Annotated in this window: 24 protein-coding genes and 1 pseudogene; 10 read left to right on the forward strand and 15 right to left on the reverse strand. The window is 53.9% G+C overall.

The genetic code is table 11. From position 1 onward, the window contains the following. Window positions 1-10: 10 nt before the first annotated feature. Genes sdhA through sdhC form a run of 3 tightly spaced genes read right to left on the reverse strand, consistent with a single transcriptional unit; the run spans window position 11 to window position 2,522 of the window. Window positions 11-1,777 (reverse strand): succinate dehydrogenase flavoprotein subunit, encoded by a 1,767-nt coding sequence (sdhA, locus tag GHC22_RS16250; protein ID WP_003831409.1) that lies wholly within the window; start codon window positions 1,775-1,777, stop codon window positions 11-13. After that, on the reverse strand, window positions 1,777-2,124 hold the full coding sequence (sdhD, locus tag GHC22_RS16255) for a succinate dehydrogenase membrane anchor subunit (RefSeq protein WP_153753519.1): 348 nt from the start codon (window positions 2,122-2,124) through the stop codon (window positions 1,777-1,779). The genes sdhA and sdhD overlap by 1 nt, the downstream gene beginning before the upstream one ends. Continuing rightward, window positions 2,118-2,522 carry a succinate dehydrogenase cytochrome b556 subunit gene (gene sdhC, locus GHC22_RS16260; RefSeq protein WP_194841947.1) on the reverse strand — a complete coding sequence of 135 codons (405 nt, stop codon included), beginning with the start codon at window positions 2,520-2,522 and terminating at the stop codon, window positions 2,118-2,120. The genes sdhD and sdhC overlap by 7 nt, the downstream gene beginning before the upstream one ends. A gap of 383 nt (window positions 2,523-2,905) precedes the next feature. On the opposite strand from sdhC, the pseudogene GHC22_RS24590 reads away from it, so the two are divergent. The 3 genes and pseudogenes from GHC22_RS24590 to GHC22_RS16270 all read left to right on the forward strand — a co-directional run bounded on the left by GHC22_RS24590 (window position 2,906) and on the right by GHC22_RS16270 (window position 5,725). Next, window positions 2,906-3,016, forward strand: a pseudogene (locus GHC22_RS24590) (hypothetical protein). Between the two features lie 203 nt (window positions 3,017-3,219). Further along, window positions 3,220-4,503 (forward strand): citrate synthase, encoded by a 1,284-nt coding sequence (locus GHC22_RS16265; protein ID WP_003831404.1) that lies wholly within the window; start codon window positions 3,220-3,222, stop codon window positions 4,501-4,503. Window positions 4,504-4,678: 175 nt separating this feature from the next. Continuing rightward, window positions 4,679-5,725, forward strand: a complete 1,047-nt coding sequence (locus GHC22_RS16270) for an AbrB family transcriptional regulator (protein ID WP_008784134.1) — start codon at window positions 4,679-4,681, stop codon at window positions 5,723-5,725. On the opposite strand, the gene nei is transcribed toward GHC22_RS16270, so the two are convergent. From nei to ybgI, 8 genes are read right to left on the reverse strand one after another with little or no spacing between them, the layout of a single operon-like run. Continuing rightward, complete coding sequence (nei, locus tag GHC22_RS16275; protein ID WP_153753522.1) at window positions 5,722-6,513, reverse strand: endonuclease VIII; 792 nt, start codon at window positions 6,511-6,513, stop codon at window positions 5,722-5,724. The two genes, GHC22_RS16270 and nei, sit on opposite strands and share 4 nt — an antisense overlap. A gap of 14 nt (window positions 6,514-6,527) precedes the next feature. Then, on the reverse strand, window positions 6,528-7,172 hold the full coding sequence (gene pcp / locus GHC22_RS16280; RefSeq protein WP_003831398.1) for a pyroglutamyl-peptidase I: 645 nt from the start codon (window positions 7,170-7,172) through the stop codon (window positions 6,528-6,530). Between the two features lie 9 nt (window positions 7,173-7,181). Further along, on the reverse strand, window positions 7,182-8,177 hold the full coding sequence (locus tag GHC22_RS16285; RefSeq protein ID WP_032942722.1) for a DUF979 domain-containing protein: 996 nt from the start codon (window positions 8,175-8,177) through the stop codon (window positions 7,182-7,184). Continuing rightward, entirely contained in the window at window positions 8,174-8,896 is a 723-nt protein-coding gene (locus GHC22_RS16290; protein ID WP_003831395.1) for a DUF969 domain-containing protein, read from the reverse strand. Before GHC22_RS16290 ends, GHC22_RS16285 begins: the two co-directional genes overlap by 4 nt. Before the next feature lie 55 nt (window positions 8,897-8,951). Beyond that, on the reverse strand, window positions 8,952-9,686 hold the full coding sequence (gene pxpA / locus GHC22_RS16295; protein WP_125362512.1) for a 5-oxoprolinase subunit PxpA: 735 nt from the start codon (window positions 9,684-9,686) through the stop codon (window positions 8,952-8,954). Next, a complete protein-coding gene (pxpC, locus tag GHC22_RS16300; RefSeq protein WP_048214672.1) occupies window positions 9,676-10,608 on the reverse strand; it encodes a 5-oxoprolinase subunit PxpC in 933 nt (310 codons plus the stop codon). Before pxpC ends, pxpA begins: the two co-directional genes overlap by 11 nt. Beyond that, window positions 10,602-11,258: a 5-oxoprolinase subunit PxpB gene (gene pxpB / locus GHC22_RS16305; RefSeq protein ID WP_079934677.1), complete on the reverse strand. Its 657-nt coding sequence runs from the start codon at window positions 11,256-11,258 to the stop codon at window positions 10,602-10,604. The genes pxpC and pxpB overlap by 7 nt, the downstream gene beginning before the upstream one ends. Before the next feature lie 15 nt (window positions 11,259-11,273). Next, window positions 11,274-12,017, reverse strand: coding sequence for a radiation resistance protein YbgI (gene ybgI / locus GHC22_RS16310; protein ID WP_003831390.1), 744 nt, complete (start codon window positions 12,015-12,017; stop codon window positions 11,274-11,276). Window positions 12,018-12,306: 289 nt separating this feature from the next. Here ybgI and dtpD point away from each other — a divergent pair, with 289 nt between their 5' ends. After that, complete coding sequence (gene dtpD / locus GHC22_RS16315) at window positions 12,307-13,788, forward strand: dipeptide permease DtpD (protein ID WP_153753524.1); 1,482 nt, start codon at window positions 12,307-12,309, stop codon at window positions 13,786-13,788. Between the two features lie 46 nt (window positions 13,789-13,834). Here the strand turns inward: dtpD and GHC22_RS16320 are convergent, their stop codons facing one another. The 4 genes from GHC22_RS16320 to GHC22_RS16335 form a co-directional block, all read right to left on the reverse strand. Further along, window positions 13,835-14,749 (reverse strand): Rpn family recombination-promoting nuclease/putative transposase, encoded by a 915-nt coding sequence (locus GHC22_RS16320; protein WP_032942713.1) that lies wholly within the window; start codon window positions 14,747-14,749, stop codon window positions 13,835-13,837. Between the two features lie 162 nt (window positions 14,750-14,911). After that, window positions 14,912-16,330, reverse strand: a complete 1,419-nt coding sequence (phrB, locus tag GHC22_RS16325; protein WP_153753526.1) for a deoxyribodipyrimidine photo-lyase — start codon at window positions 16,328-16,330, stop codon at window positions 14,912-14,914. Between the two features lie 18 nt (window positions 16,331-16,348). Beyond that, window positions 16,349-16,903 (reverse strand): DUF1722 domain-containing protein, encoded by a 555-nt coding sequence (locus GHC22_RS16330; RefSeq protein ID WP_003831377.1) that lies wholly within the window; start codon window positions 16,901-16,903, stop codon window positions 16,349-16,351. Between the two features lie 97 nt (window positions 16,904-17,000). Further along, window positions 17,001-17,207 (reverse strand): YbfA family protein, encoded by a 207-nt coding sequence (locus tag GHC22_RS16335; RefSeq protein WP_003022870.1) that lies wholly within the window; start codon window positions 17,205-17,207, stop codon window positions 17,001-17,003. A 308-nt stretch (window positions 17,208-17,515) separates the two neighbouring features. Between GHC22_RS16335 and kdpF the strand changes: the two genes are divergently transcribed. Genes kdpF through kdpE form a run of 6 tightly spaced genes read left to right on the forward strand, consistent with a single transcriptional unit; the run spans window position 17,516 to window position 25,297 of the window. Beyond that, window positions 17,516-17,605, forward strand: a complete 90-nt coding sequence (gene kdpF / locus GHC22_RS16340; protein WP_001670793.1) for a K(+)-transporting ATPase subunit F — start codon at window positions 17,516-17,518, stop codon at window positions 17,603-17,605. Next, the gene (kdpA, locus tag GHC22_RS16345) at window positions 17,605-19,284 is read left to right on the forward strand and encodes a potassium-transporting ATPase subunit KdpA (protein WP_032942710.1); all 1,680 of its coding nucleotides are present in this window, start codon (window positions 17,605-17,607) and stop codon (window positions 19,282-19,284) included. Before kdpF ends, kdpA begins: the two co-directional genes overlap by 1 nt. A gap of 20 nt (window positions 19,285-19,304) precedes the next feature. Continuing rightward, entirely contained in the window at window positions 19,305-21,353 is a 2,049-nt protein-coding gene (gene kdpB, locus GHC22_RS16350; protein ID WP_153753528.1) for a potassium-transporting ATPase subunit KdpB, read from the forward strand. An 8-nt stretch (window positions 21,354-21,361) separates the two neighbouring features. Then, window positions 21,362-21,928 carry a potassium-transporting ATPase subunit KdpC gene (gene kdpC, locus GHC22_RS16355; protein ID WP_153753530.1) on the forward strand — a complete coding sequence of 189 codons (567 nt, stop codon included), beginning with the start codon at window positions 21,362-21,364 and terminating at the stop codon, window positions 21,926-21,928. Window positions 21,929-21,938: 10 nt separating this feature from the next. Beyond that, window positions 21,939-24,623 (forward strand): two-component system sensor histidine kinase KdpD, encoded by a 2,685-nt coding sequence (kdpD, locus tag GHC22_RS16360; RefSeq protein WP_032942706.1) that lies wholly within the window; start codon window positions 21,939-21,941, stop codon window positions 24,621-24,623. Next, on the forward strand, window positions 24,620-25,297 hold the full coding sequence (kdpE, locus tag GHC22_RS16365) for a two-component system response regulator KdpE (RefSeq protein WP_153753532.1): 678 nt from the start codon (window positions 24,620-24,622) through the stop codon (window positions 25,295-25,297). The genes kdpD and kdpE overlap by 4 nt, the downstream gene beginning before the upstream one ends. Window positions 25,298-25,373 lie beyond the last annotated feature (76 nt).

Below are 25,373 nucleotides of genomic sequence, written 5' to 3' on the forward strand. Positions count from 1 at the left end.
TGTCTCCGCATTAATAAGTACGAATCTTCGGCGGGAATGCCGGGCGCAGCTTCGGTTCCATATTGACTTGACGTCGCGTCATGGATTCCGACTCTGGCAGGTACAGGGAATGGCACAGCCAGTTTTCATCATCACGTTCCGGGAAGTCGAAGCGGCTATGCGCACCACGGCTTTCGGTACGGAAGTTTGCAGATACTGCAGTGGCGTACGCGGTCTCCATCAGGTTATCCAACTCCAGACACTCAACGCGCTGGGTGTTGAACTCGCTGGAGGTATCGTCCAGACGGGCATTTTTCAGGCGTTCGCGGATCGCTTTCAGCTCTTCCAGACCTTTCGCCATCGCATCGCCTTCGCGGAATACCGAGAAGTTGTGCTGCATACATTCTTGCAGCGCTTTGCGAATGGCCACCGGGTCTTCACCGTTGCGGTTACCGTTCCAGCGGTTCAGACGCGCCAGAGAAGCGTCGATTTCATCTTCGGTCGCATCCAGCAGGTCACCCTGCTCAGCGATGGACTCCTGCAGATGCAGACCAACCGCACGACCAAATACTACCAGGTCCAGCAGCGAGTTGCCGCCCAGACGGTTGGCGCCGTGAACCGACACGCAGGCGATTTCGCCGACGGCAAACAGCCCAGGGATCACCACATCTTCGCCCTGCTCATTCACGGTCAGCGCCTGACCGGTTACTTTGGTCGGAATACCGCCCATCATATAGTGGCAGGTTGGGATAACCGGAATCGGCTCTTTGACCGGGTCAACGTGAGCAAAGGTACGGGACAGTTCGAGAATACCCGGCAGACGGGATTCCAGTACTTCTTTACCCAGGTGGTCGAGTTTCAGTTTGGCGTGCGGACCCCACGGGCCGTCGCAGCCGCGACCTTCGCGAATTTCGATCATGATGGAACGCGCCACCACGTCACGACCCGCCAGGTCTTTCGCATTCGGGGCATAACGCTCCATGAAGCGCTCGCCATGTTTGTTCAGCAGGTAGCCACCTTCACCACGGCAGCCTTCTGTTACCAGAACGCCTGCACCGGCGATACCGGTTGGGTGGAACTGCCACATCTCCATATCCTGCACCGGCACGCCAGCGCGGATAGCCATACCAACACCGTCACCGGTATTGATGTGGGCATTAGTAGTGGACTGATAAATACGGCCAGCACCGCCGGTCGCCAGCACGGTCGCGCGGGCTTTGAAGTAAACCACTTCACCGGTTTCGATACACAACGCGGTACAACCGACAACGGCGCCATCGGCGTTTTTCACCAGGTCCAGCGCATACCACTCGGAGAAGATGGTGGTATGGTTTTTCAGGTTCTGCTGATACAGCGTGTGCAACAGTGCATGACCGGTACGGTCGGCCGCTGCCGCAGTACGTGCCGCCTGCTCGCCGCCGAAGTTCTTCGACTGGCCGCCAAACGGACGTTGATAAATTGTGCCATTGTCGAGGCGAGAGAACGGCAGCCCCATGTGGTCCAGCTCCAGAATCGCTTCCGGACCGGTTTTACACATATATTCAATAGCGTCCTGGTCACCAATGTAGTCCGACCCTTTAACGGTGTCGTACATGTGCCATTCCCAGTTATCTTCATGGGTATTACCGAGCGCAACGGTGATGCCACCCTGCGCGGATACGGTATGGGAACGGGTTGGGAACACTTTGGAGAGCAGCGCACAGGTCTGACCGCTCTGGGAAATTTGCAGCGCCGCGCGCATACCTGCGCCGCCGGCACCAATCACAACAGCATCAAATTCTCTGACTGGCAGTTTCATTACACACCCCACACCACAACAAATCCATAAATGACGTAAACCACCAGCGCAACAACGATAGCCAGTTGCAGAATCAGGCGCACAGCCAGAGGTTTAACGTAGTCGGTCAACACCTGCCACATGCCGATCCAGGCATGAATCAAGATGGAGAAAAGTGCCAGCAGGGTGAAGACTTTGGTGAATGCCGATGAGAAGAAACCGGTCCAGATTTCATACGTCAGCTCGCCGCTGGTGGCGAAGAAACCGACCATATAGATGATGTATAACGTCAGAACGATAGCGGTAGCACGGACCAGGATGAAGTCATGTACGCCGTTGCGTCCTAATGCGGAGGCGTTGCTTACCATACGAGGACTCCTGCGAGAAGTGAAAGCACGACAATGATAACGAAACAAATTTTGGCGGAGCGTGTCCCTGCTTCGAGGGTTTCTTCGATATAGCCAAAATCCATCAACAGATGGCGAATGCCCATTACGGCGTGATATGCCAGCGCAAACAGGATCCCCCACAGAATTAACTCCACAAAGAAGTTATTCATAATGGATGACGCGGTGAGGAAACCTTCAGGGGAGGAAAGGCTGGTACCCAATAACCACAACAGAATCCCGACCGCCACGAAGGTGATCACTCCGGATACGCGATGGAGAATGGACGCTATCGCCGTGATTGGGAACCGGATCGTTTGCAGATCCAGATTGACAGGTCTTTGTTTTTTCACATTTCTTATCATGAATAACGCCCACATGCTGTTCTTATTATTCCCTTTAGACTTCGGGTACAGAAGATGAAGACACCTGTAGCCTGAAAGACGACGGGATTTCCTTCCTCCGGTCTGCGTGCGGGTCAGACAGCGTCCTTACTATAACTACGCGTCATATAAAACACTGCTTCCAGATGCTAAAACGACACGTTACAACGCTGGTTGGCTCGGGATTGCAGGGTATTCCGGAGACCTGGCGGCAGTATAGGACGTTCACAAAATCATTACAATTAACCTACATATAGTTTGTCGGGTTTTATCCCGAACAGTGACATAGGTCACGATAACAACATTATTTTAATTTTTAATCATCTGATTTGACAATCATTAAACAAAGTTGTTACAAACGACACCAGAAAAAGCATATAATGCGTAAAAGTTATGGGGTCACTCTTTCACCGGAGATTTAGTTATGTAACAGTGTGGAAGTATTGACCAATACCTTCAGGACAGTTATTAGTGATAGACAGGTTAAATAATTCGGATTGCTAAGTTCTTGATTTGCAGTTTATTCGCCATGAAAAGACCGTTTTACCTGCAAGCGCCCATAGCTCTGTACCCAGGTCATCCCCTCTTTCGCAGAGCGGCGAGCCAAATAACAAACTGGTAACGGTTTATTGATGCACGAAGGCAAATTTAAGTTCCGGCAGTCTTAAGCAATAAGGCGCTAAGGAGACCGTAAATGGCTGATACTAAAGCAAAACTCACTCTAAATGGTGACGCTGCTATTGAACTGGATGTGCTGAAAGGTACGCTCGGTCAAGATGTTATTGATATTCGTAGCCTTGGCTCAAAAGGGATGTTTACTTTTGACCCAGGTTTCACCTCTACCGCATCCTGCGAATCCAAAATTACTTTCATCGACGGTGACGAAGGTGTTTTGCTGCATCGCGGCTTCCCGATTGACCAACTGGCGACCGAGTCCAACTATCTGGAAGTGTGTTATATCCTGCTGTACGGCGAAAAACCGACGCAGGAAGAGTACGACGAGTTCAAAACCACAGTCACTCGCCATACCATGATCCACGAGCAGATCACCCGTCTGTTCCACGGTTTCCGCCGCGACTCTCACCCGATGGCCGTTATGTGCGGTGTTACCGGAGCGCTGGCAGCGTTCTATCATGACTCGCTGGATGTAAACAACGCACGTCACCGTGAAATCGCCGCCTTCCGCCTGCTGTCCAAAATGCCAACCATGGCAGCGATGTGCTACAAATATTCCATCGGGCAGCCGTTCGTGTACCCACGTAACGATCTCTCCTACGCCGGTAACTTCCTGAACATGATGTTCTCTACGCCGTGCGAAAAATACGAAGTGAATCCGATTCTGGAACGCGCAATGGACCGTATCTTAATCCTGCACGCTGACCACGAACAGAACGCCTCAACCTCTACCGTACGTACCGCGGGCTCTTCTGGCGCTAACCCGTTTGCCTGCATCGCGGCTGGTATCGCTTCCCTGTGGGGACCGGCACACGGCGGCGCAAACGAAGCTGCGCTGAAAATGCTGGAAGAAATCAGCTCTGTTAAACACATTCCGGAATTTGTTCGCCGCGCGAAAGATAAGAATGATTCCTTCCGCCTGATGGGCTTTGGTCACCGTGTTTATAAAAACTATGACCCGCGCGCTACCGTCATGCGTGAAACCTGCCATGAAGTACTGAAAGAACTGGGCACCAAAGATGATCTGCTGGAAGTGGCGATGGAACTTGAGCACATTGCGCTCAACGACCCGTACTTCATCGAGAAGAAACTCTACCCGAACGTAGACTTCTACTCCGGCATCATCCTGAAAGCGATGGGCATTCCGTCCTCCATGTTCACCGTTATCTTCGCCATGGCACGTACCGTTGGCTGGATTGCACACTGGAACGAAATGCACACCGACGGCATGAAAATCGCCCGTCCTCGTCAGCTGTACACCGGCTACGACAAGCGCGATTTTAAGTCTGATATTAAGCGTTAATTGTCTGCCGGATGGCGCTAGCGCTTGTCCGGCTTAAAGTTATAAACGCTCCCAGGCCGGATAAAGCAGTGATGCCTATGTCCGGCCTGTTTTTATTTGATCCACATTATTTTATTCTTATCGTGCTTTCTCTATGATTTACTGAGATTTCTCACATTTTACTCAGGAGCATGGGATGCCTGTTTTGCAGTGGAGCCTGTTGTTTGTGCTATCGCTCCTTCTTTCCCTGCTCTTTCTGTTTATCCATCTTCCAGGCCCCTTGCTGCTCGGTTCGATGATCGTCGGCATCATCTTCAGTATGCGCGGCATCTCGCTGCATCCTCCTCGCTGCACATTTCTTGGCGCACAGGCGATTCTCGGCTGCATGATTGCCCAAAATCTGACCGGTTCAATCTTCACAACCCTTGCAGCCCACTGGCCGATGGTGATTGTTATACTGCTGGCAACCCTTATCAGCAGCGCGATAATCGGCTGGCTGCTGGTTCGCTATAGTAATCTACCGGGGAATACTGGTGCGTGGGGCTCGTCACCAGGCGGTGCAGCAGCAATGGTCGCAATGGCCCAGGATTATGGCGCCGACATCCGGCTGGTGGCGTTTATGCAGTATCTGCGCGTACTGTTGGTGGTCGGCGCGGCAGCGCTGGTCACCCGGCTGGTGATGGGCGACCAGGCCCAAACGGTCAGTGAACAAATCATCTGGTTTCCGCCGCTAAGCGGCAATCTTTTCAGCACTCTGATGCTGGCCGCCGTTGCCGGCACGGCTGGGCGCCTACTGCGTATTCCCTCTGGCGTTATGCTATTGCCAATGCTGGTGGGTGCCATGCTGAATGCAAGCGGAGTGATGGTGATTGAACTGCCGGAATGGCTACTGGCAATAGCCTATATGTCAATTGGCTGGCAAATCGGTCTTGGCTTTGACAAGCAGATCTTTTTGATGGCGTTACGACCACTGCCACAGATCCTGTTGTCCATTTTTTCACTGATGGCGATCTGCGCAGCCATGGCCTGGGGACTGGCGCATTACATGCAGATCGATTTTCTCACTGCCTATCTGGCAACCAGTCCTGGAGGAGTGGATTCTGTTGCGGTGATCGCCGCAGGAAGCCACGCTGATATGGCGCTCATCATGGCGATGCAAACCCTGCGACTGTTCAGCATTTTGTTAACTGGCCCCGCAGTCGCGCGTTTTATTTCGGTGCACGCACCAAAACAACCCGCTTAGTGCTGACAACCCGGGCACCAGTAAAAGGGGCGCGAAGAGAGCATCGTTTTCTCGATTATTCCACCACAACGCTCACAGGTTTCGCCGTCCCGATGAAAGACCTTGAAGCGAAACAACGCACCGTGATGTTTATTCTCATCGACCAGGCCGCGGGTAGTATAAGACAGCCGCGGAATATCAAGCAGCGCATGTGCCAGTTGATCCAGTTGCTCATCACTAAGCTGCAACGCTTTATGCTGCCCGGTCAACCCAACCTGCCAAAGGATCTCTACCCGCAGGTAGTTACCTAATCCCGCCAGAAATGCCTGGTCCAATAGCAGACCAGAAAACTGGCGATTGCGAAAACGCGGAGATAACAGACGCGCTTTAACCTCATCAGGCGTTAAACGTAAATCCAGTACATCCGGCCCTACCCGTTGCAGGAACGGATGGGTGGTGAGCTGTTCTGGCGTCAGCATTTCAATATCAGACGCACTATAGAGCAGGATAGTTTTGTCGTGTGTCTGCAGCCTGACGCGCAGTACCCGCGAAGTTTGCGGGATTTTGCCGGTGTCCACCACTCGCCACACGCCATAGAGCTGATTGTGACTGTACAGCGTCAGGCCATTAGAAAAATGGGTCAGTAATGCTTTCCCCCGCGTTTCAAGCTGGGTAACACGTTGCCCAATCAGTTGAGATTGATACGGTTTTAACTGCTCAAAGGCAAACCAGACATCCGTCAGGGGTTTGCCTTTGACTGCCGCCTCCAGGTTATCCGCCGCGCGGCGGATCTCCGGGCCTTCAGGCATAATACTTTCCTTTGTTAATGTGTTGCGCCGCCCGTCACTGCGATATCGCTTTCCACCTGCAAGGCGGTGGCAATCGCAATCTCCAGCGCACGGCGCACCGTTTCTGTCGCCATACTTGGCGCCCCGGGATGCTGTGCAGCCTGTTGCGGCAAATAAGGGATATGAATAAAGCCGCCCTTCACCGCCGGTACGTCGCGTAGTTTATGCAGCAGGCCATACATCACGTGGTTACACACGAAAGTACCCGCAGTCTGGGAAACCGAGGCCGGAATTCCCGCGTTGCGCATGGCGACAACCATCGCTTTAATCGGCAACGTACTAAACCATGCCGCCGGGCCATCGACCACAATCGGCACATCGACCGGCTGTTGCCCCTGGTTATCCGCAATACGCGCATCGTCAACGTTAATCGCCACGCGTTCCACGGTGATATCCGTGCGACCACCCGCCTGCCCCACAGCCAGCACCAGTGATGGCGACAACGCGTCAATCGCGGCATTGAGTACAGCGAGAGACTCACCAAAGACACACGGTAGTTGGCGGGCAATAACACGGCATCCGCCGATAATAGCATTGTCGAGGCTCGAGACCACTTCCCAGGAAGGGTTAACTGACTCGCCGCCAAAGGGTTCAAATCCCGTGATGAGTACTGTTTTCATCCTTCCTCCTTACAGGAACATCAGGAAATACATCAGGAACACGTTGACCAGCAGCAGCAGTATGCCGGTTGGCACCTGCGCTTTAATCACCGCATTTTTGTCCGGTAGTTCCAGCAACGCTGCAGGAACAATATTAAAGTTCGCCGCCATCGGCGTCATCAGCGTCCCACAATAGCCGGAGAACATACCAATCGCCGCCATTACCGCTGGGTTGCCGCCGTGTTGCAGTACGAGGATTGGAATACCAATCCCAGCGGTCACGATCGGGAAAGCAGCAAACGCATTACCCATAACCATGGTCAGCAATGCCATGCCGATGGTGTACACCGCCACCGCGATAAAGCGACTATCCACCGCCAGATATTCCTGCGTCAGGTATGAAATGCCGCTACCGACACCCGCCGCTGTAAACAGCAGCCCAAGCGTAGCCAGAATCTGCGGCAGAATGAACGCCCAGCCAATGGAGTCCAGCAGACGGCGTGCCTCCTGAATCGGTTGATGCACCCGCTCATGGGTCATTTTTATCGCCATCGCCAGACCAATCAACGAGCCCGCTGTCATTGAAAAGAGCGTTACCAACGTGGCGTGATTACCCGGCCCGAACAGCGCATCCTGTAAGCCCGGAATATGGTTGAACATCAGTACGCCAATGACCGTTACCACCGGGATCGCTAATGCCGGGAAAAACAGGCGGTTGCCCAGGCGGCTGGCGCTTTCTTCGCGCTGTTGCTGCGTCCGTTGATGGTAGCTTCCCAGCTTCACACCACCAAAACCCGCGATCAGGGCCAGCACAACCACCGCAACGCCGACGGCAATATGCACTGCGCGTTTATCGCCAAACAGCGAGTATGTCCAGTCACCAAGCAGAAACAGTACGCCATATATGCCCCAAAACAGGCCTGTGGTGAAACGGCGCGGGTTTGCTTTGTCCTGCCAGGACATCAGCGCCACAATCAGTAATACCGCACCTGCCAGCCAGTAGAGATAGCTTTGTTGAAAATTCATTTCGCTTCCCCTTTCGCTGCGGCATTTGCTTTCGCCACCTCACGTTGCAAATAGCTATCCAGACGCCACAAACGCGTGCCGTGGATCAGGAAAGCACAAATTGCCGTCGGGATCCCCCACAAGGCGATATGCAGCGGTTCGGTCTGGATCCCTCCAGACTCCAGCATAAAGTTGTGCATGAATATGATCGCGCCGAAGGCAACAAAGATATCTTCACCGAAAAACAGCCCGACGTTATCGGTCGCCGCTGACATTGCGCGCAGGCGATAGCGAACCGCGCCGGGTATCTCTCCGTGATTTTTCTCGGCGGCCCCTTCCGCCATTGGCGCCAGCAGCGGGCGCACCATCTGCGGATGCCCCCCCAGACTGGTCAACCCTAACGCAGCGGTCGCTTCACGAATGAACAGATAGACAATAAGCAGACGGCCACTGGTGGCACTGCGGATTTTCGCAATCCACGCCTGAGCGCGCTCTTTGAGTCCGTGACGTTCCAGCAGGCCAATAACCGCCAGTGGGATCAGCAGGATAAACGGCAGGTTGCGGGTGTTAAGAAAACCTTCACCCAGCTTCTCGAGGATGGTGGCGATCGGCATATGCGCCGCCAGTCCCGTGACGATCCCGGCAATAATAACCACCAATACCGGATTAAAACGTAAAAGAAATCCGACCACGATGACGGCAATCCCCGTCAATGGCCAGAGAGAAATTACCTCTCCCATAATTCATTCCCGTATATGTTGTTGTGTAATATATTGTTGTTTTGTATGGTAAATCTTATGCACCAATTTCAATATTGCATGCATTAAAGGCGCTACGCAAGCGACGGGCAAAAGCGAGTGCGTGCTCGCCATCCCCATGAATGCATACCGTCTGGGCGGTCACGCTTGCCCATGTTCCACTTTGGCTTTTTACTCTGCCGGATTGCACCATTTCTAACGTTTGCGCCAGCGCCTGCTCTTCATCCTCAATCAGTGCGCCCGGCTGGCTGCGAGGTACCAGACTGCCATCGGCCTGATAACCCCGATCGGCAAAAACCTCCTGACGCGTTATCAAGCCATAGTGTTCTCCAGCGCGAATCAGTTCGCTTCCCGCCAGCCCGACCAGAACCAGCGACGGATCGCAGGCATGAACCGCTCTCGCAATTGCATCAGCCAATTGAGGATCTTTCGCCGCCTGGTTATAGAGCATGCCATGCGGTTTGACATGGCGCATCACGCCACCTTCTGCCCGCGTGATGGCAGCCAGCGCGCCAATTTGATACAGCGTCTGTGCATACACCGTTTGTGCAGGCAGTGCCATGGCGCTACGACCAAAATTTTCCCGATCCGGAAAGCTGGGGTGCGCACCTACCGCCACACCATTTTTTAACGCATCACGCACGCTTGAGAGCATAGTTTGCGCATCGCCGGCGTGAAACCCACAGGCGATGTTGGCCGATGACACCAATTGCAGCAACGCTGCATCGTTCGCACATCCCTCACCGAGGTCTGCATTGAGATCAATTTTCATTGTTAAGTCGCCATGCTAACTGTTCCAGATAACGCTGCTGGTCGTACCGCGCCTTCAGCGCTTCCTCCAGCGAACACTGCACAAAATGAATCGGCTGACCGAGCGGGATCTGCGCCAGATGATACATATCTGCCTCGATAATACAGGCGATGCGCGGATAGCCACCCGTCGTCTGAGCATCGTTCATCAGCACGATTGGCTGGCCATTATGCGGAACCTGCACCACGCCGGGGAGCAAACCATGCGACAGCAGCTCGCGATCGGTCGTGCGCGTCAGCGGCTGCCCCTGAAGACGATACCCCATACGGTTACTTTGTGGGCTAAGCTGCCACGGCGAGCGCCAGAAAGAGGCCTGCGATACCTCATCAAACTCCTGATATTCAGGGCCGGGCAGTGCGCGAATGAGATTACCCCACATCAGTTGTTTTACACCTTGTGGCCCGCTGAATTGCCGGGTAGATACGCCAATCGCCAGTCGATCGCCATCACGCAGCAGACGCCCTTCAAACCCACCAATGCCCACTTTCAGATCGGTACTACGCGAGCCCATCACTTCGGGAACATCAATACCGCCCGCTACCGCCAGATAACTGCGCATGCCATGAAGCGGGCGTTTTAGCGTCAGGCGCTGCCCGGCTTTTACCGGTAGCCGCCATCCGCTCCATACGGGAGTTCGATCCAGATGCGCTTCGCATCCGGCACCGGTCAGGGCAAACCAGCCATCGGCTTCAAACTCCACCACCAGTTGCCCCAGCGTGATTTCCAGCGCTGCGGCATTCGCATCATTACCCACCAGCAGGTTGGCCACGTTCAACGCCGGTTTATCCAGCGCGCCACAGTGACTAATTCCGGATTGACGAAAACTATGGCGTCCCCCGTCCTGTACTGAGGTGTACATGCCAGCGCGGATGATGTTTAACATATCCCCTCCTTCTGCGGGACAAAACGCACGGTATCGCCAGCCCGTAACAGAATCGGCTCCTCCCGTTTTGGATCAAATAACGAAACGGAGGTACGCCCAATCAATTGCCATCCACCAGGTGTTGCAAGCGGGTAGATCCCCGTTTGAGATCCACCGATACCGACAGAACCTGCCGGAACAAGCAAACGCGGTTCCGCACGTCTGGGGGTATGCAGCTGTTCAGGTAAGCTCCCGAGATAGGGAAATCCCGGCTGAAAACCGATAAACCACACCACATAGTCAACTGACGCATGAAGTTCGACGACCTGCTTGTCGCTTAATCCGCTGTGTCGGGCGACCTCTGCCAGATCGGGGCCAAACTCACCGCCATAGATCACGGGTATTTCAATAAAACGTGAATCCGGCTCCAGTGCTTCGCTCTCTTCCCACCAGCGCTGCAGGCGTTCAATCGCATCCAGCGCCAGTGTTTGCGGGTCGCGCAGGGTAACCGTGATATTGTTCATTCCCGGAATAGCTTCAAGCACATTCGGGGCATCAACTAAACGCTGAGCCAGACGCCAGATGCGTTTCTGAGTCGCCAGCGTGATGGGGGGTTCCAGTTCGAGAACCACCGCCGTTTCACCTAACAGATAACAACGCGCTCGCTGCACTTTCATCCCTCTTTATTACGCTGGATTAGGAATATCGATAAAGGTTACGTCCAGATCGGTATTTTCATTCAGCCATTCGCTTAATGCACGAATGCCGCCGCGTTCGGTCGCATGGTGACCGGCAGCATAAAAATGCAGCCCCTGCTCGCGGGCTGAGTGAATGGTTTGCTCAGAGACTTCACCGGTAATAAAGGCGTCGACACCAAATCGGGCTGCGCTATCAATAAAACTTTGACCGCCCCCGGTACACCAGGCAACGCGCTGAACTTTCTCCGGCCCGGTATCACCGCACCATAACGGTTTACGGCCTAAACGCGCTTCAATCCACGATGCCAGCTCCAGCCCCGGTACCGGCATGGAGAGTTCTCCCCATGGCACCAGCGGTTCAATTTCCCCCATCACGGTGATTCCCAACAGCGCGGCCAACTGCGCGTTATTCCCCAATTCCGGGTGTGCATCCAGCGGCAAGTGCCAGCCATACAAGTTGATATCATTTTCTAACAGCGTTTTCAGACGATTGCGCTTCATGCCGCGAATAACCGGAGATTCGCCTTTCCAGAAATAGCCGTGGTGAACAATAACCGCATCCGCTTGCTGGCGTACCGCCTCGTCCAGCAATGCCTGGCTTGCAGTCACACCGGTCACGATTTTATGCACCGTCTCTTTGCCCTCAACCTGCAAACCATTCGGCGCATAATCGCTAATGGCGGCGCTGTTTAGTTTGTCGTTGATCAGTTGTTCCAGTTCGGTGTTTTTCATCATCGTCCTCGTAGTCATCATTTCTGCCTGCCCAATCAGCAACACAGCTTAGGTTAAAATAGCGTCCCCGCCTGCGTTCGTCGATAGCCATTTCACTGACACATAAAGAAACAATCACACCCGCTTTGAACGTGATTTGCTTACCACTACGCGATCTAATTCATGTATATTTATGCAATCAGACAGCATATTGCAAAAATAATCAGATCTGTATCAAAGTTACCACTTTAAGGAAACACACTCGCGCAGCACGTTCAGCCAGTCGCGAGGCATTTACTTCGAGAAAATAATGAATAAACAAGCATCTCAACCACGGGCGATTTACTACGTCGTCGCGCTACAAATCTGGGAATACTTCAGTTTTTACGGCATGCGTGCGCTGCTGATCCTGTATCTCACTAACCAGCTTAAGTACGACGATAATCACGCATATGAACTGTTCAGCGCCTACTGCTCGCTGGTCTATGTCACCCCTATTCTCGGGGGATACCTGGCCGATAAAGTGCTCGGCAATCGAATGGCGGTGATGATCGGCGCATTTTTAATGGCGGTGGGACATCTGGTATTAGGTGGCAGTGAAATGGCCCCGGCGTTCCTCTATTTGTCGCTGGCGATAATTGTCTGCGGTTACGGTCTGTTTAAATCAAATATCAGTTGCCTGCTGGGCGAGTTATATCAACCTGAAGACCCGCGTCGCGACGGTGGATTCTCTCTGCTCTACGCCGCCGGTAACATCGGTTCGATCATCGCACCAATTGCCTGCGGATACGTGCAGGAAGAGTACAGCTGGGCGATGGGCTTTGCGCTGGCTGCCATCGGCATGCTGGCTGGGCTGGTGATTTTCTTATGTGGTAATCGCCATTTCGCCCACACCACCGGCGTCAACAAGGCCGTTCTGTGTGCTAAAACCTTTATTCTGCCAAACTGGGCCTGGCTGTTAGTTCTGCTAGTTACCACACCGCTGCTGATTACCGTGCTGTTCTGGAAAGAGTGGTCCGTTTATGCACTGATTGTTGCCACTGTTATTGGTCTGGCAGTTCTGGCGAAGATTTATCGCCAGGCACAGACGCAGAAACAGCGCAAAGAGCTGGGGCTTATCGTCACGCTGACCTTCTTCAGCCTGTTGTTTTGGGCCTTTGCTCAACAGGGCGGCAGTTCGATCAGCCTGTATATCGACCGCTTCGTTAACCGCGATATTCTGGGGTATTCCGTCCCTACCGCGATGTTCCAGTCGGTTAACGCTTTTGCCGTTATGCTGTGCGGTATCGTACTGGCGTGGGTAGTCAAAGAAAGCGTGAGTGGCAATCGTACCGTACGTATCTGGGGTAAATTTGCCCTTGGCCTCGGCTTAATGAGCGCTGGGTTCTGTATTCTAACCTTGAGCGCTCGCTGGTCCGCTGCTTACGGCCACTCTTCCATGCCGCTGATGGTACTTGGGTTGGCGGTCATGGGCTTTGCCGAACTGTTTATCGATCCGGTGGCAATGTCACAAATTACGCGTATTGAGATCCCTGGTGTTACCGGCGTATTAACCGGCATTTATATGCTGCTTTCCGGTGCCATCGCCAACTACCTGGCTGGTGTTATCGCTGATCAGACCTCACAAGGCTCGTTTGATGCTGCGGGCGCTATCAACTACTCCATCAATGCCTATATTGATGTCTTTAGTGAAATTACCTGGGGCGCGCTGGCCTGTGTGGTGCTGGTGCTGATGATTTGGCTGTACCAGTCGCTTAAGTTCAGAAACCGTTCACTGGCGGTAGAATCCTGAGTGTAGGGGCCCGATGATGTAATCTGATTCGGGCTTTTTTCAGGAATTACGCATGACTGGCAGTCAACTCCTCTTCAGAAAGACCTGTAACCAGAAGCACCATGTTGCGATCTATTCCCTGCTCCAACATAGTTTGCGCTATACGTAATGCGGCTTCTCGTTTGCCTTGCTGCAACCCTCGCTGCAACCCTTCCTGTAATCCATCTAAGCGTAACCGCTCGGCAATCGTCATCAGCTTCTCCTTATGTTGGGGGATCCGTTGCGCCATCTCTTGTATAAATTCATTAAAGCGAGATTCATCGCCGGATTGCAGGATGTAATTAAACATCGCCTGTAGTTGCGTGTCATTAGCGCACCCTGTAAGTAACAGCGTGGCCAGTTGATCTACCAGCCCCATCAAATCCCGCTGACGGATATGTTTTTGCATTAGTTCCAGCAGTGCCATTCGCCTGTGAGCCATGATTTCGTCATCGGGCACCACTGTGATATCCACCAATGGAAATGCGCTGGCATAAAGTTGCCGTGCCGTTACAGGATCGGTAAACGCATCAAGCCAGCACAGTGAGTACGGATACGGACTTCGACAGCCATGATAAAACAGCATGGGTATCACAATCGGCAGTTCTTTGTGCCCGGCATCCAAATGACGCTGCATCGCCGCTATTGCGTAACGCAGCAGACGAAAAGCCATATGCGGATCGGCTGAACTCTGGTGTTCTATAACCACGTATACATAACCTTCACCATCGTGCGTATGCACAGACCAGAGCACGTCGGAGTAGCGGGTACGTAAATCTGCTTCAATAAAGCTTTCTGACTCCAGCTTCAGCGTATTTAAATCGCAAAGCGTTTGCAGATCTGCGGGTAGATGAATTTCGAGAAAGTCCCGAGCTGTTTCTGGATGATGTAAAAACGTTTTAAATACCGCATCGTGCGGTGTAGATGTCGTTGGTGTTGTCATCAAATTCCGTCACCTGAATGAAGATGACGGCACTTTACTGCTGGCGGAAAACATCTTCATCAAGGCATTAGCAACCTTGCGTACACGCTTCAGCGCTAAATGCCCCCCCACTGCAACATATTCACTCTGCTGGAAGGTATTACGCAGAAATCCGCTGCGCGCTTATCCCTTACGCGCCGCCTCATATGCCGCCAGTGTCGCCAGCCTTACCTGTTTATGATCCACAATCGGGCGAGGATAACTCAGTGTTACCTGCGCATTTTCAGCCCACGACCACGGTTCATGAATGGCTTTACCCGGCACGTCGCGCAGTTCCGGCACCCACTGGCGGATAAAATCACCGTCACGGTCGAATTTTTCGCCCTGCGTCGTGGGGTTAAAGATACGGAAATACGGCGCAGCGTCGGTTCCGGTTGAGGCAGCCCACTGCCAGCCGCCGTTATTGGCCGCCAGGTCGCCATCGATCAATTGCGACATGAAATATTGTTCGCCTTTACGCCAGTCGATCAGCAGGTCTTTCACTAAAAAACTGGCGGTAATCATGCGTAAACGATTATGCATCCAGCCCGTGGCGTTGAGCTGACGCATGGCCGCATCCACAATGGGGTAGCCCGTATACCCTGTTTTCCAAGCATGCAAATGCGTCGGATTATTCTGCCATTGCACGCGATCGGTCCAGCGAATAAAAGGTTGATACCGACACAGCGCCGGATGGTAAGTCATCAGATGACGATAAAATTCGCGCCAGATAAGCTCATTCAACCAAACGCTGCCTGCCCCATCCTCAAGTGCCTGCGGCTGCTCCACGAGCAGTCGATTCAGGCACTGGCGCGGTGATAGTCCACCTGTCGCCAGGCTCGCGGATAATCGACTGGTTCCATCAATCGCCGGAAAGTCACGCAGTTGTTCATATTCTCCGGCGGCCTGCTGGCAAAAATGGCGTAACTGCGCGATGGCCAATTTTTCTTCTGCCGGAAATTGCTGCGAATCAAAATCCTGCTGCGGGTAGCTCAGCGTGATGGATGTTAATGGAGAGTCAAGAGCACCGCTTTCTCTCACCTTCGGCGCACTGACACATTCTGGGATCCCGTCTTTTATCCGCTTCAGCCAGGCATTTTTAAACGGCGTAAAGACTTTATACATCTCGTGATTACCGGTCATGACCGCCCCCGGAGGCAGGATCACGCTGTCGTCAAACCCTTCGCACACCACCTGAGGTATTGACTTTTCAACGGCAGCATCACGCTGGCGTTCGTTTATTTCATATTGATAGTTATAAAATATTCGACTGACGCCATGCTGTACGCAGACGTTTTTGACGGTTTCCACACTGGTCGCAAAATCACCGACTTCATGAAACAGAAGCGGGATGCCCTTTTCTGCCAGCGCCGTTTGCAACGCGTTCAACTGCACGTTAACCAATGCCGCCTGACGTGGGGCCATATCATGCGCCTTCCACTGTTCAGGCGTGGAGATATAGAGCGCGAGTACATGTGCAGAACGATCCCGACAAGCCGCCGCCAGCGCGAGATTGTCATGCAGACGTAAATCACGCCGAAACCAGACCAGATGCGTGGTCATAACACTCCCTGATAAAAATTAATCATTGCCCTGTAAACGCCAAATCGCAGGCCAGAGTTCAAAATAACGTTGCCCGGACAACCAGGTGTTCGGGTGCTCAGCCATATAGTGTTTGAGGAGCATTAAGGGTGCAAGTAGCGGCTGCGCCTCGCGTCGATAGTTATCGATTATCGAGGTCAATTCCTGACGTTGACGCAGATCGAGCTGATTACGGAAATAGCCCTGTACGTGCATCAATACATTGGTATGGTTACGCCGGGTAGCAGGATTTAATAACAGATGGGTCAATCGTAGGCGATACTCGGTAAAAAAAGCATCGAGATCTTGCCATTCATGGATTGCGGCAACGAAGGGGCCAAGCTCCCGATACTCTGGCTGGGAATGCGCCAGTAGTACCAGTTTGTAGCGGGTATGATAGTCAATTAATGCGCCCCGCGTTAATTTTCGCTGACGCAGGCGGTGCAATTCATGCAAAGCGTAAACACGTATTAATGTATTTTCGTCGAACTGAGGTGCCTCACTCGCTTCTGTGGTCAGACAGGTGCGGATACCAACAGGAATTCTCGTGCTCATCGCCACTCCTTATCCGTTACTCAGATAAGTGTAGACGTCGGCGTATAAAAAAACCGCCACATTGCTGTTGGCGGTTTTCTTGAACAATAACGACAACTTAATAGAAGTCGCAGGTGGCTTTTTCAGCCTGCTCCATCCACACCGGTTTATCACTGGTTTTGGACCAGACGCGGTGCAGATAGCTGTAAAAACGGGCGCGGTCTTTCCAGAACAACATGACCGGCAGCGCCAGCACGCCCGCCACAACGGCAAAGGTACGGCGCAAGAAAACAATGTGTGCTGGATATTCTTTATAAAAGTCCATAATCCTCTCCCATATATCTGTTCGGTGAATCGCACCGGAAAAATAAACTTGGTTAACTGATGAAAATAATACCGCCTTGTGTGTAATTTTGCTACTCATCCGACCACTTATTTTTATCTATTGATGCTCCGTTTAGCTAAAAACCGTAATTAAGTTACATAAAAGTTAAATTAATACTAATCATTAGTTAAATAATGGTCTTTGCCATTTTTATACTTTTTTTACACCCCTCCCACTGATTTTTGCGAAATCTTTGCAAGCAAAAATCTACGCTCTGGTTATCACATTTATGCCACTGGAGGTGCACCGTGAGTGCAGGCGTGATAACCGGCATTGTGCTGGTCTTTTTATTATTAGGTTATCTGGTGTATGCCCTGATTAATGCGGAGGCGTTCTGATGGCGGCCCAAGGATTTTTACTCATTGCCAGTTTCTTGCTGGTACTGTTTATCATCGCCAGACCGCTGGGTTTTGGCTTGGCTCGGCTGATCAATAATACGTCCCTGCCGGGCCTGGCTGGCGTGGAACATCTGCTCTGGCGCGGTCTGGGCATCTCGCAGCAGGAGATGAACTGGCGGCAGTATCTGTTGGCGATCCTCGCGCTCAATGTGCTGGGGTTGCTGGTCCTGTTTTCAATGCTGATGGCGCAAAACCTGCTGCCGCTAAATCCGCAACAGCTACCTGGGCTTTCGTGGGATTTGGCGCTCAACACGGCGGTAAGTTTTGTCACCAACACCAACTGGCAATCCTATGCTGGCGAAACCACCTTAAGCTACTTCAGCCAGATGGTCGGGCTGACCGTGCAGAACTTCCTGTCAGCGGCAACCGGGATTGCGGTGATTTTTGCCCTGGCCCGCGCCTTTACTCGCCAGAGTATGAACACGCTGGGCAACGCCTGGGTCGATCTGGTTCGCATTACGCTGTGGATCCTGCTCCCCATTGCATTGCTCATTGCGTTGTTCTTCATTCAGCAAGGTGTGCTGCAAAACGTGTTGCCCTATCAGCCCATTACTACCCTTGAAGGGGTGAAACAGCTGCTGCCAATGGGGCCCGTCGCCTCACAGGAAGCGATTAAGATGCTTGGCACTAACGGGGGCGGGTTCTTTAACGCTAACTCATCACATCCGTTTGAAAACCCTACCGCGTTGACCAATCTGGTACAGATGCTGGCCATTTTCTTAATTCCTACCGCGCTGTGTTTTGCCTTTGGTGATGTGGTTGGCGATCGTCGCCAGGGGCGGACCCTGCTGTGGGCCATGTCGCTGATATTTGTAGTCTGCGTAGCCGTGGTGATGTGGGCCGAAGTTCAAGGCAACCCGCACCTGATGGCATTCGGTGCAGACAGTAATATCAACATGGAAGGCAAAGAAAGCCGCTTTGGCGTGCTGGCTACGAGTCTTTTTTCCGTCGTGACGACAGCGGCATCTTGCGGCGCTGTCGATGCGATGCATGACTCCTTCACCGCGCTGGGCGGGATGGTGCCGATGTGGCTAATGCAGATTGGCGAAGTGGTCTTCGGTGGTGTCGGTTCGGGCCTGTACGGCATGTTGCTGTTCGTGTTATTGGCGGTGTTTATCGCGGGCCTGATGATTGGTCGCACGCCGGAATATCTGGGTAAGAAAATAGACGTGCGTGAAATGAAAATGACCGCGCTGGCGATTCTGGTCACCCCTGCGCTGGTGCTGCTCGGTACGGCGATAGCGATGATGAGCGACGCCGGACGCAGCGCCATGCTCAATCCTGGCCCACATGGCTTTAGTGAGGTGTTGTACGCCGTATCGTCTGCCGCGAACAACAACGGCAGCGCCTTCGCCGGATTAAGCGCCAACAGCCCGTTCTGGAACTGTCTGCTGGCCCTGTGCATGTTCTTCGGCCGTTTCGGCGTGATCATCCCCGTGATGGCAATTGCCGGATCGCTGGTCAGTAAAAAGATCCAGCCAGCAAGTCCAGGCACGCTGCCTACCCACGGTGCACTGTTTGTCGGGTTGTTAATCGGTACGGTGTTACTGGTTGGCGCCCTCACCTTTGTTCCTGCCCTGGCGCTTGGCCCGGTCGCAGAATACCTGTCGTTACACTGAGTGATGCGGAGCACATTACTATGAGTCGCAAGCAACTGGCGCTGTTCGAACCCTCTCTGGTCGCACAGGCGCTGATGGATGCCGTGAAAAAATTAAGCCCACATACCCAGTGGCGCAATCCGGTGATGTTTATCGTCTGGCTGGGCAGTCTGCTGACAACCCTGTTAACGGTGGCAATGGCAACAGGCCATATGCAAGGCAATCCGTGGTTTACCGGCGCGATAAGTCTGTGGCTGTGGGTCACCGTACTGTTCGCCAACTTTGCCGAAGCGCTGGCGGAAGGACGCAGTAAGGCTCAGGCTAACAGTCTGAAAGGAGTGAAAAAAACTGCTTTTGCTCGCAAACTCCGCGAGCCGAAATACGGTGCCGCCATGGATCACGTTCCGGCGGAGGATTTGCGCAAAGGAGATATCGTGTTAGTAGAAGCGGGCGATATTATCCCGTGTGACGGCGAGGTCATCGAAGGTGGCGCATCGGTGGATGAAAGCGCCATTACCGGTGAATCCGCGCCGGTCATTCGTGAATCCGGTGGTGATTTCGCCTCCGTCACCGGCGGGACCCGCATCCTCTCCGACTGGCTGGTGATTGAATGTAGCGTAAACCCTGGTGAAACGTTCCTCGACCGAATGATCGCCATGGTTGAAGGCGCGCAGCGGCGTAAAACGCCGAATGAAATCGCCCTGACGATCCTGTTAATAGCCCTGACCATCGTTTTTCTGCTGGCGACCGCCACGCTGTGGCCGTTTTCCGCCTGGGGTGGTAGCGCGGTCAGCGTCACGGTACTGGTTGCCCTGCTGGTGTGTCTGATCCCCACCACCATCGGCGGGCTACTCTCCGCAATTGGCGTCGCCGGGATGAGCCGCATGCTGGGCGCGAACGTCATCGCCACCAGCGGACGTGCAGTAGAAGCTGCGGGTGACGTGGACGTATTGCTGCTGGACAAAACCGGCACCATTACGCTGGGTAACCGCCAGGCTTCAGATTTTCTGCCCGCCCAGGGCGTGGACGAAAAAACGCTGGCCGACGCCGCGCAGCTTTCATCACTGGCCGATGAAACTCCAGAAGGCCGCAGCATCGTGATTCTGGCTAAACAGCGCTTTAATCTGCGTATTCGCGACGTGCAATCGCTGCACGCCACCTTTGTACCGTTTACCGCCCAAAGCCGAATGAGCGGGATCAACATCGACAACCGCATGATCCGCAAAGGGTCGGTCGATGCTATTCGTCGTCACGTCGAAGCCAACGGCGGCCACTTCCCTGCCGACGTGGAGCAGAAGGTCGAAAACGTCGCACGCCTTGGCGCTACGCCGCTGGTGGTTGCCGAAGGCTCCCGCGTGCTGGGCGTGATTGCCCTGAAAGATATTGTAAAAGGCGGAATCAAAGAACGTTTTGCCCAACTGCGTAAAATGGGCATCAAAACGGTGATGATCACCGGCGATAACCGCCTGACCGCTGCCGCGATTGCGGCAGAAGCCGGGGTAGATGACTTCTTGGCTGAAGCCACGCCGGAAGCCAAGCTGGCGCTGATTCGTCAGTATCAGGCGGAAGGTCGTCTGGTGGCGATGACCGGCGACGGAACCAATGACGCCCCGGCGCTGGCGCAAGCCGACGTGGCGGTCGCCATGAACTCCGGGACCCAGGCCGCGAAGGAAGCAGGCAATATGGTGGATCTCGACTCTAACCCCACCAAGCTGATTGAAGTGGTGCACATTGGTAAACAGATGCTGATGACGCGTGGTTCGCTGACCACCTTCAGTATCGCCAACGACGTGGCGAAGTATTTCGCCATTATCCCGGCCGCGTTCGCCGCCACCTACCCGCAGCTCAATGCGCTTAACGTGATGGGGCTGCATTCGCCGGATTCGGCGATCCTCAGCGCGGTTATCTTTAATGCGCTGGTTATCGTCTTTCTGATCCCGCTGGCGCTTAAAGGCGTGAGCTACAAACCGTTATCCGCATCCGCAATGCTGCGCCGTAATTTGTGGATCTATGGTCTGGGTGGTCTGGTTGTACCGTTTATCGGTATCAAAGCAATTGATTTAATGCTGACCCTGCTGGGTCTGGTGTGAGGTTTCAGATGAGTGGATTACGTCCTGCATTATCAACATTGATTTTCCTGATGCTTATCACCGGCGGGGCTTACCCGTTGTTGACCACCGCGTTGGGGCAGTGGTGGTTTCCCCACCAGGCTAACGGCTCGCTTCTACGCGAAGGTCAGGTCGTTCGCGGCTCTGCGCTCATTGGGCAACATTTTACCGCGGCCGGTTATTTTCAGGGACGCCCGTCTGCTACAGCAGAAATGCCCTATAATCCAATGGCTTCAGGCGGCAGCAATCTGGCAGCCAGCAACCCGGAACTGGATAAACAGCTGCAAAGCCGGATAGCCGCGCTGCGTGCAGCTAACCCGCAGGCAAATCCTGTCGTTCCGGTAGAGCTGGTAACGGCTTCTGCCAGCGGGCTGGACAACAATCTGACACCCGCCGCGGTGGCCTGGCAAATCCCCCGCGTGGCGCAGGCTCGCAACCTCAGCATTGAAGAGGTCACGCGCCTGGTTGCACAATACACGCAAAAGCCGTTGGTCAGTTTTATCGGCCACCCGGTGGTGAACCTGGTAGAACTTAATTTAGCGCTGGATAAGCACTGAGAAAAAGGACATGCATAACGAACCCTTACGCCCCGACCCCGATCGCCTGCTGGAGCAGACCGCTGCCCCGCACCGCGGAAAACTGAAAATTTTCTTCGGCGCGTGTGCAGGCGTCGGTAAAACCTGGGCCATGCTGGCAGAGGCCCAGCGGCTGCGGGCGCAGGGGTTAGATGTGCTGATTGGCGTGGTGGAAACCCACGGACGCAAAGAGACCGCCGCGTTGCTGGACGGTCTCAGCATCCTGCCGCTAAAGAGACAGGCGCGCCATGGTCGTCATATCAGCGAGTTCGATCTCGACGCGGCGCTGGCCCGCCGTCCGGCGCTCATTTTGATGGATGAACTGGCGCACAGTAATGCGCCTGGCTCACGCCATCCTAAGCGTTGGCAAGATATTGAAGAACTGCTCGAAGCCGGCATTGACGTTTTTACTACCGTCAACGTGCAGCATCTGGAAAGCCTCAATGATGTGGTCAGCGGCGTCACCGGCATTCAGGTTCGCGAAACCGTCCCCGATCCTTTTTTCGATGCCGCCGACGATGTGGTGCTGGTCGATCTTCCCCCCGACGATTTGCGCCAACGCCTGAACGAAGGCAAGGTCTATATCGCCGGTCAGGCGGAAAGAGCCATCGAGCATTTCTTTCGCAAAGGGAACTTGATCGCGCTACGTGAGCTGGCCCTGCGCCGCACGGCCGATCGGGTTGACGATCAGATGCGTGCCTGGCGAGGGCGTCCGGGGGAAGAAAAAGTCTGGCATACCCGTGACGCCATTTTACTGTGCATTGGACACAATACCGGCAGCGAAAAACTGGTGCGTGCTGCCGCGCGTCTGGCAGCGCGCCTCGGCAGCGTCTGGCATGCAGTGTATGTCGAAACGCCAGCGCTACACCGACTGCCCGAAAAACAGCGCCGGGCAATCCTAAGCGCTCTGCGGTTAGCCCAGGAGCTGGGTGCAGAAACCGCCACCCTTTCCGATCCCGCTGAAGACAAGGCGGTAATCCGCTATGCCCGTGAGCATAATCTGGGAAAAATTGTCCTCGGACGTCCGACTACACGACGCTGGTGGCGCAGTGATTCCTTTGCTGACAAACTGGCCCATCGCGCACCGGATCTCGACCTGATGATTGTTGCGCTCGATGAGCCACCTTCGCGCCCTGTGCTACAAACTGCAGATAACCGCACCTTTAAGGATAAATGGCGGGTACAAATTCAGGGTTGTGTGGTTGCCGTCGCGCTGTGCGCCATCATTACGTTGATTGCCATGCAGTGGTTGATGGCCTTTGACGCCGCCAACCTGGTGATGATCTATTTATTGGGCGTGGTGGTTATCGCCCTCTTTTACGGACGCTGGCCGTCGGTGCTGGCAACTTTTATTAACGTCGCCAGCTTCGATCTCTTCTTTATTGCTCCGCGTGGCACGCTGGCCGTTTCCGATGTCCAGTACCTGCTCACCTTCGCCGTGATGCTAACGGTAGGGCTGGTTATTGGTAATCTGACCGCCGGAGTGCGTTATCAGGCGCGGGTGGCCCGTTATCGTGAACAACGTACGCGCCATTTGTATGAGATGTCGAAAGCGCTGGCCGTTGGGCGTAGTCAGCAAGATATTGCCGCCACCAGCGAACAGTTTATTGCCTCAACGTTCCAGGCCCGCAGCCAGGTTTTACTACCCGGTGAGAACGGTAAGCTGGCCCCTCTCACTCATCAACAGGGCATGACGCCGTGGGATGATGCCATTGCCCAATGGAGCTTTGATAAAGGGCAACCGGCTGGCGCAGGTACTGACACGTTGCCAGGTGTGCCGTATCAAATTTTACCGTTAAAAAGTGCTGACAAAACGCATGGGCTGCTGGTTGTGGAACCAGGAAATTTACGCCAGTTGATGATCCCCGAACAGCAACGCCTGCTGGAAACTTTTACTTTACTGGTCGCCAGTGCGCTGGAGCGTCTGACGCTGACTGCCAGCGAAGAGCAAGCCCGGTTTGCCAGCGAGCGTGAAAGCATTCGCAACGCGCTGCTCGCCGCCCTTTCCCACGATTTACGTACGCCGCTAACGGTGCTGTTTGGTCAGGCAGAGATCTTAACGTTGGATCTGGCAAGCGAAGGATCGCCGCACGCGCGCCAGGCCAGTGAGATTCGCCAGCACGTCCTTAATACGACCCGACTGGTTAATAACCTGCTGGATATGGCGCGAATTCAGTCTGGCGGCTTTAATCTTAAGAAGGAGTGGTTAACACTGGAAGAGGTGGTCGGCAGCGCCCTGCAGATGCTGGAGCCAGGACTCTCTGCTCCTATTAATTTGTCGCTACCAGCACCGTTGACGCTGATCCACGTCGATGGCCCACTCTTTGAACGGGTGCTGATTAATCTGCTGGAAAACGCCGTTAAATACGCAGGTCCAGCGGCGCAAATCGGTATTGATGCCAGCGTCGATGGCGAGCACCTGCAACTGGACGTCTGGGATAATGGTCCCGGCATTCCATCGGGTATGGAGCAGCGAGTTTTTGACAAGTTTTCCCGGGGAAACAAAGAGTCATCGGTACCGGGCGTTGGGCTGGGGCTGGCAATCTGTCAGGCCATTGTGGACGTGCACGGAGGTACGATTTCCGTCCACAATCGCGCACAGGGAGGAGCATGTTTCCGTGTTACACTGCCCCAGGAAATCCCCCCTGAACTTGAAGATTTTCATGAGGATATGTGACGAACGTACTGATTGTTGAAGATGAACAGGCTATCCGTCGCTTTCTGCGCACCGCGCTGGAAGCCGATGGTCTGCGTGTATATGAAGCGGAAACGCTGCAACGTGGTCTGCTGGAAGCCGCCACGCGAAAACCCGATCTCATCATTCTCGATCTCGGTCTGCCGGACGGTGACGGCATTGATTTTATTCGTGACCTGCGACAATGGAGCGCGATACCGGTAATTGTGCTCTCAGCCCGCAGCGAAGAAAGCGATAAAATCGCCGCTCTGGATGCCGGTGCCGATGACTATCTCAGTAAACCCTTTGGTATTGGCGAGCTACAGGCGCGATTACGCGTGGCATTGCGCCGCCACGCCAGCGGCGCGTCTCCCGAGCCGGTGGTGCATTTTTCCAACGTAAAAGTAGATATCGCCGCCCGCCTCGTACATCGTGGTGATGAAGAGATTCATCTGACGCCGATTGAGTTTCGCCTGTTAGCGGTACTGCTGAATAATGCCGGAAAGGTACTAACGCAACGCCAGTTGCTAAATCAGGTTTGGGGACCGAACGCCGTCGAACACAGTCACTATCTGCGAATTTACATGGGACACCTGCGCCAGAAGCTGGAACAGGACCCGGCGCGTCCGCATCATTTTCTGACCGAAACCGGGATTGGTTATCGGTTTATGCCGTGAATCTAAGCCGAATAAAAAAGCCGGATCAGCATAAAGCTATCCGGCTTTTTTATTCATACCGGATAGCGACGCTAGC

Origin of the sequence: Citrobacter sp. H12-3-2 (genome assembly GCF_009649895.1) — a bacterium.
GTDB classification, from domain to species: Bacteria; Pseudomonadota; Gammaproteobacteria; order Enterobacterales; family Enterobacteriaceae; genus Citrobacter; species Citrobacter portucalensis.

Excerpts from the sequence above, each read along its gene's own strand:
- kdpA (WP_032942710.1), top strand. The coding sequence starts at position 17,605 with ATGGCGGCCCAAGGATTTTTACTCATTGCCAGTTTCTTGCTGGTACTG.
- pxpC (WP_048214672.1), bottom strand. The coding sequence starts at position 10,608 with ATGTTAAACATCATCCGCGCTGGCATGTACACCTCAGTACAGGACGGG.
- ybgI (WP_003831390.1), bottom strand. The coding sequence starts at position 12,017 with ATGAAAAACACCGAACTGGAACAACTGATCAACGACAAACTAAACAGC.
- GHC22_RS16285 (WP_032942722.1), bottom strand. The coding sequence starts at position 8,177 with ATGAATTTTCAACAAAGCTATCTCTACTGGCTGGCAGGTGCGGTATTA.
- dtpD (WP_153753524.1), top strand. The coding sequence starts at position 12,307 with ATGAATAAACAAGCATCTCAACCACGGGCGATTTACTACGTCGTCGCG.
- GHC22_RS16330 (WP_003831377.1), bottom strand. The coding sequence starts at position 16,903 with ATGAGCACGAGAATTCCTGTTGGTATCCGCACCTGTCTGACCACAGAA.
- GHC22_RS16335 (WP_003022870.1), bottom strand. The coding sequence starts at position 17,207 with ATGGACTTTTATAAAGAATATCCAGCACACATTGTTTTCTTGCGCCGT.
- kdpD (WP_032942706.1), top strand. The coding sequence starts at position 21,939 with ATGCATAACGAACCCTTACGCCCCGACCCCGATCGCCTGCTGGAGCAG.
- GHC22_RS16265 (WP_003831404.1), top strand. The coding sequence starts at position 3,220 with ATGGCTGATACTAAAGCAAAACTCACTCTAAATGGTGACGCTGCTATT.
- kdpC (WP_153753530.1), top strand. The coding sequence starts at position 21,362 with ATGAGTGGATTACGTCCTGCATTATCAACATTGATTTTCCTGATGCTT.
- kdpB (WP_153753528.1), top strand. The coding sequence starts at position 19,305 with ATGAGTCGCAAGCAACTGGCGCTGTTCGAACCCTCTCTGGTCGCACAG.
- sdhA (WP_003831409.1), bottom strand. The coding sequence starts at position 1,777 with ATGAAACTGCCAGTCAGAGAATTTGATGCTGTTGTGATTGGTGCCGGC.
- pcp (WP_003831398.1), bottom strand. The coding sequence starts at position 7,172 with ATGAAAACAGTACTCATCACGGGATTTGAACCCTTTGGCGGCGAGTCA.
- GHC22_RS16290 (WP_003831395.1), bottom strand. The coding sequence starts at position 8,896 with ATGGGAGAGGTAATTTCTCTCTGGCCATTGACGGGGATTGCCGTCATC.
- GHC22_RS16320 (WP_032942713.1), bottom strand. The coding sequence starts at position 14,749 with ATGACAACACCAACGACATCTACACCGCACGATGCGGTATTTAAAACG.
- sdhC (WP_194841947.1), bottom strand. The coding sequence starts at position 2,522 with ATGTGGGCGTTATTCATGATAAGAAATGTGAAAAAACAAAGACCTGTC.
- sdhD (WP_153753519.1), bottom strand. The coding sequence starts at position 2,124 with ATGGTAAGCAACGCCTCCGCATTAGGACGCAACGGCGTACATGACTTC.
- GHC22_RS16270 (WP_008784134.1), top strand. The coding sequence starts at position 4,679 with ATGCCTGTTTTGCAGTGGAGCCTGTTGTTTGTGCTATCGCTCCTTCTT.
- phrB (WP_153753526.1), bottom strand. The coding sequence starts at position 16,330 with ATGACCACGCATCTGGTCTGGTTTCGGCGTGATTTACGTCTGCATGAC.
- nei (WP_153753522.1), bottom strand. The coding sequence starts at position 6,513 with ATGCCTGAAGGCCCGGAGATCCGCCGCGCGGCGGATAACCTGGAGGCG.
- pxpA (WP_125362512.1), bottom strand. The coding sequence starts at position 9,686 with ATGAAAATTGATCTCAATGCAGACCTCGGTGAGGGATGTGCGAACGAT.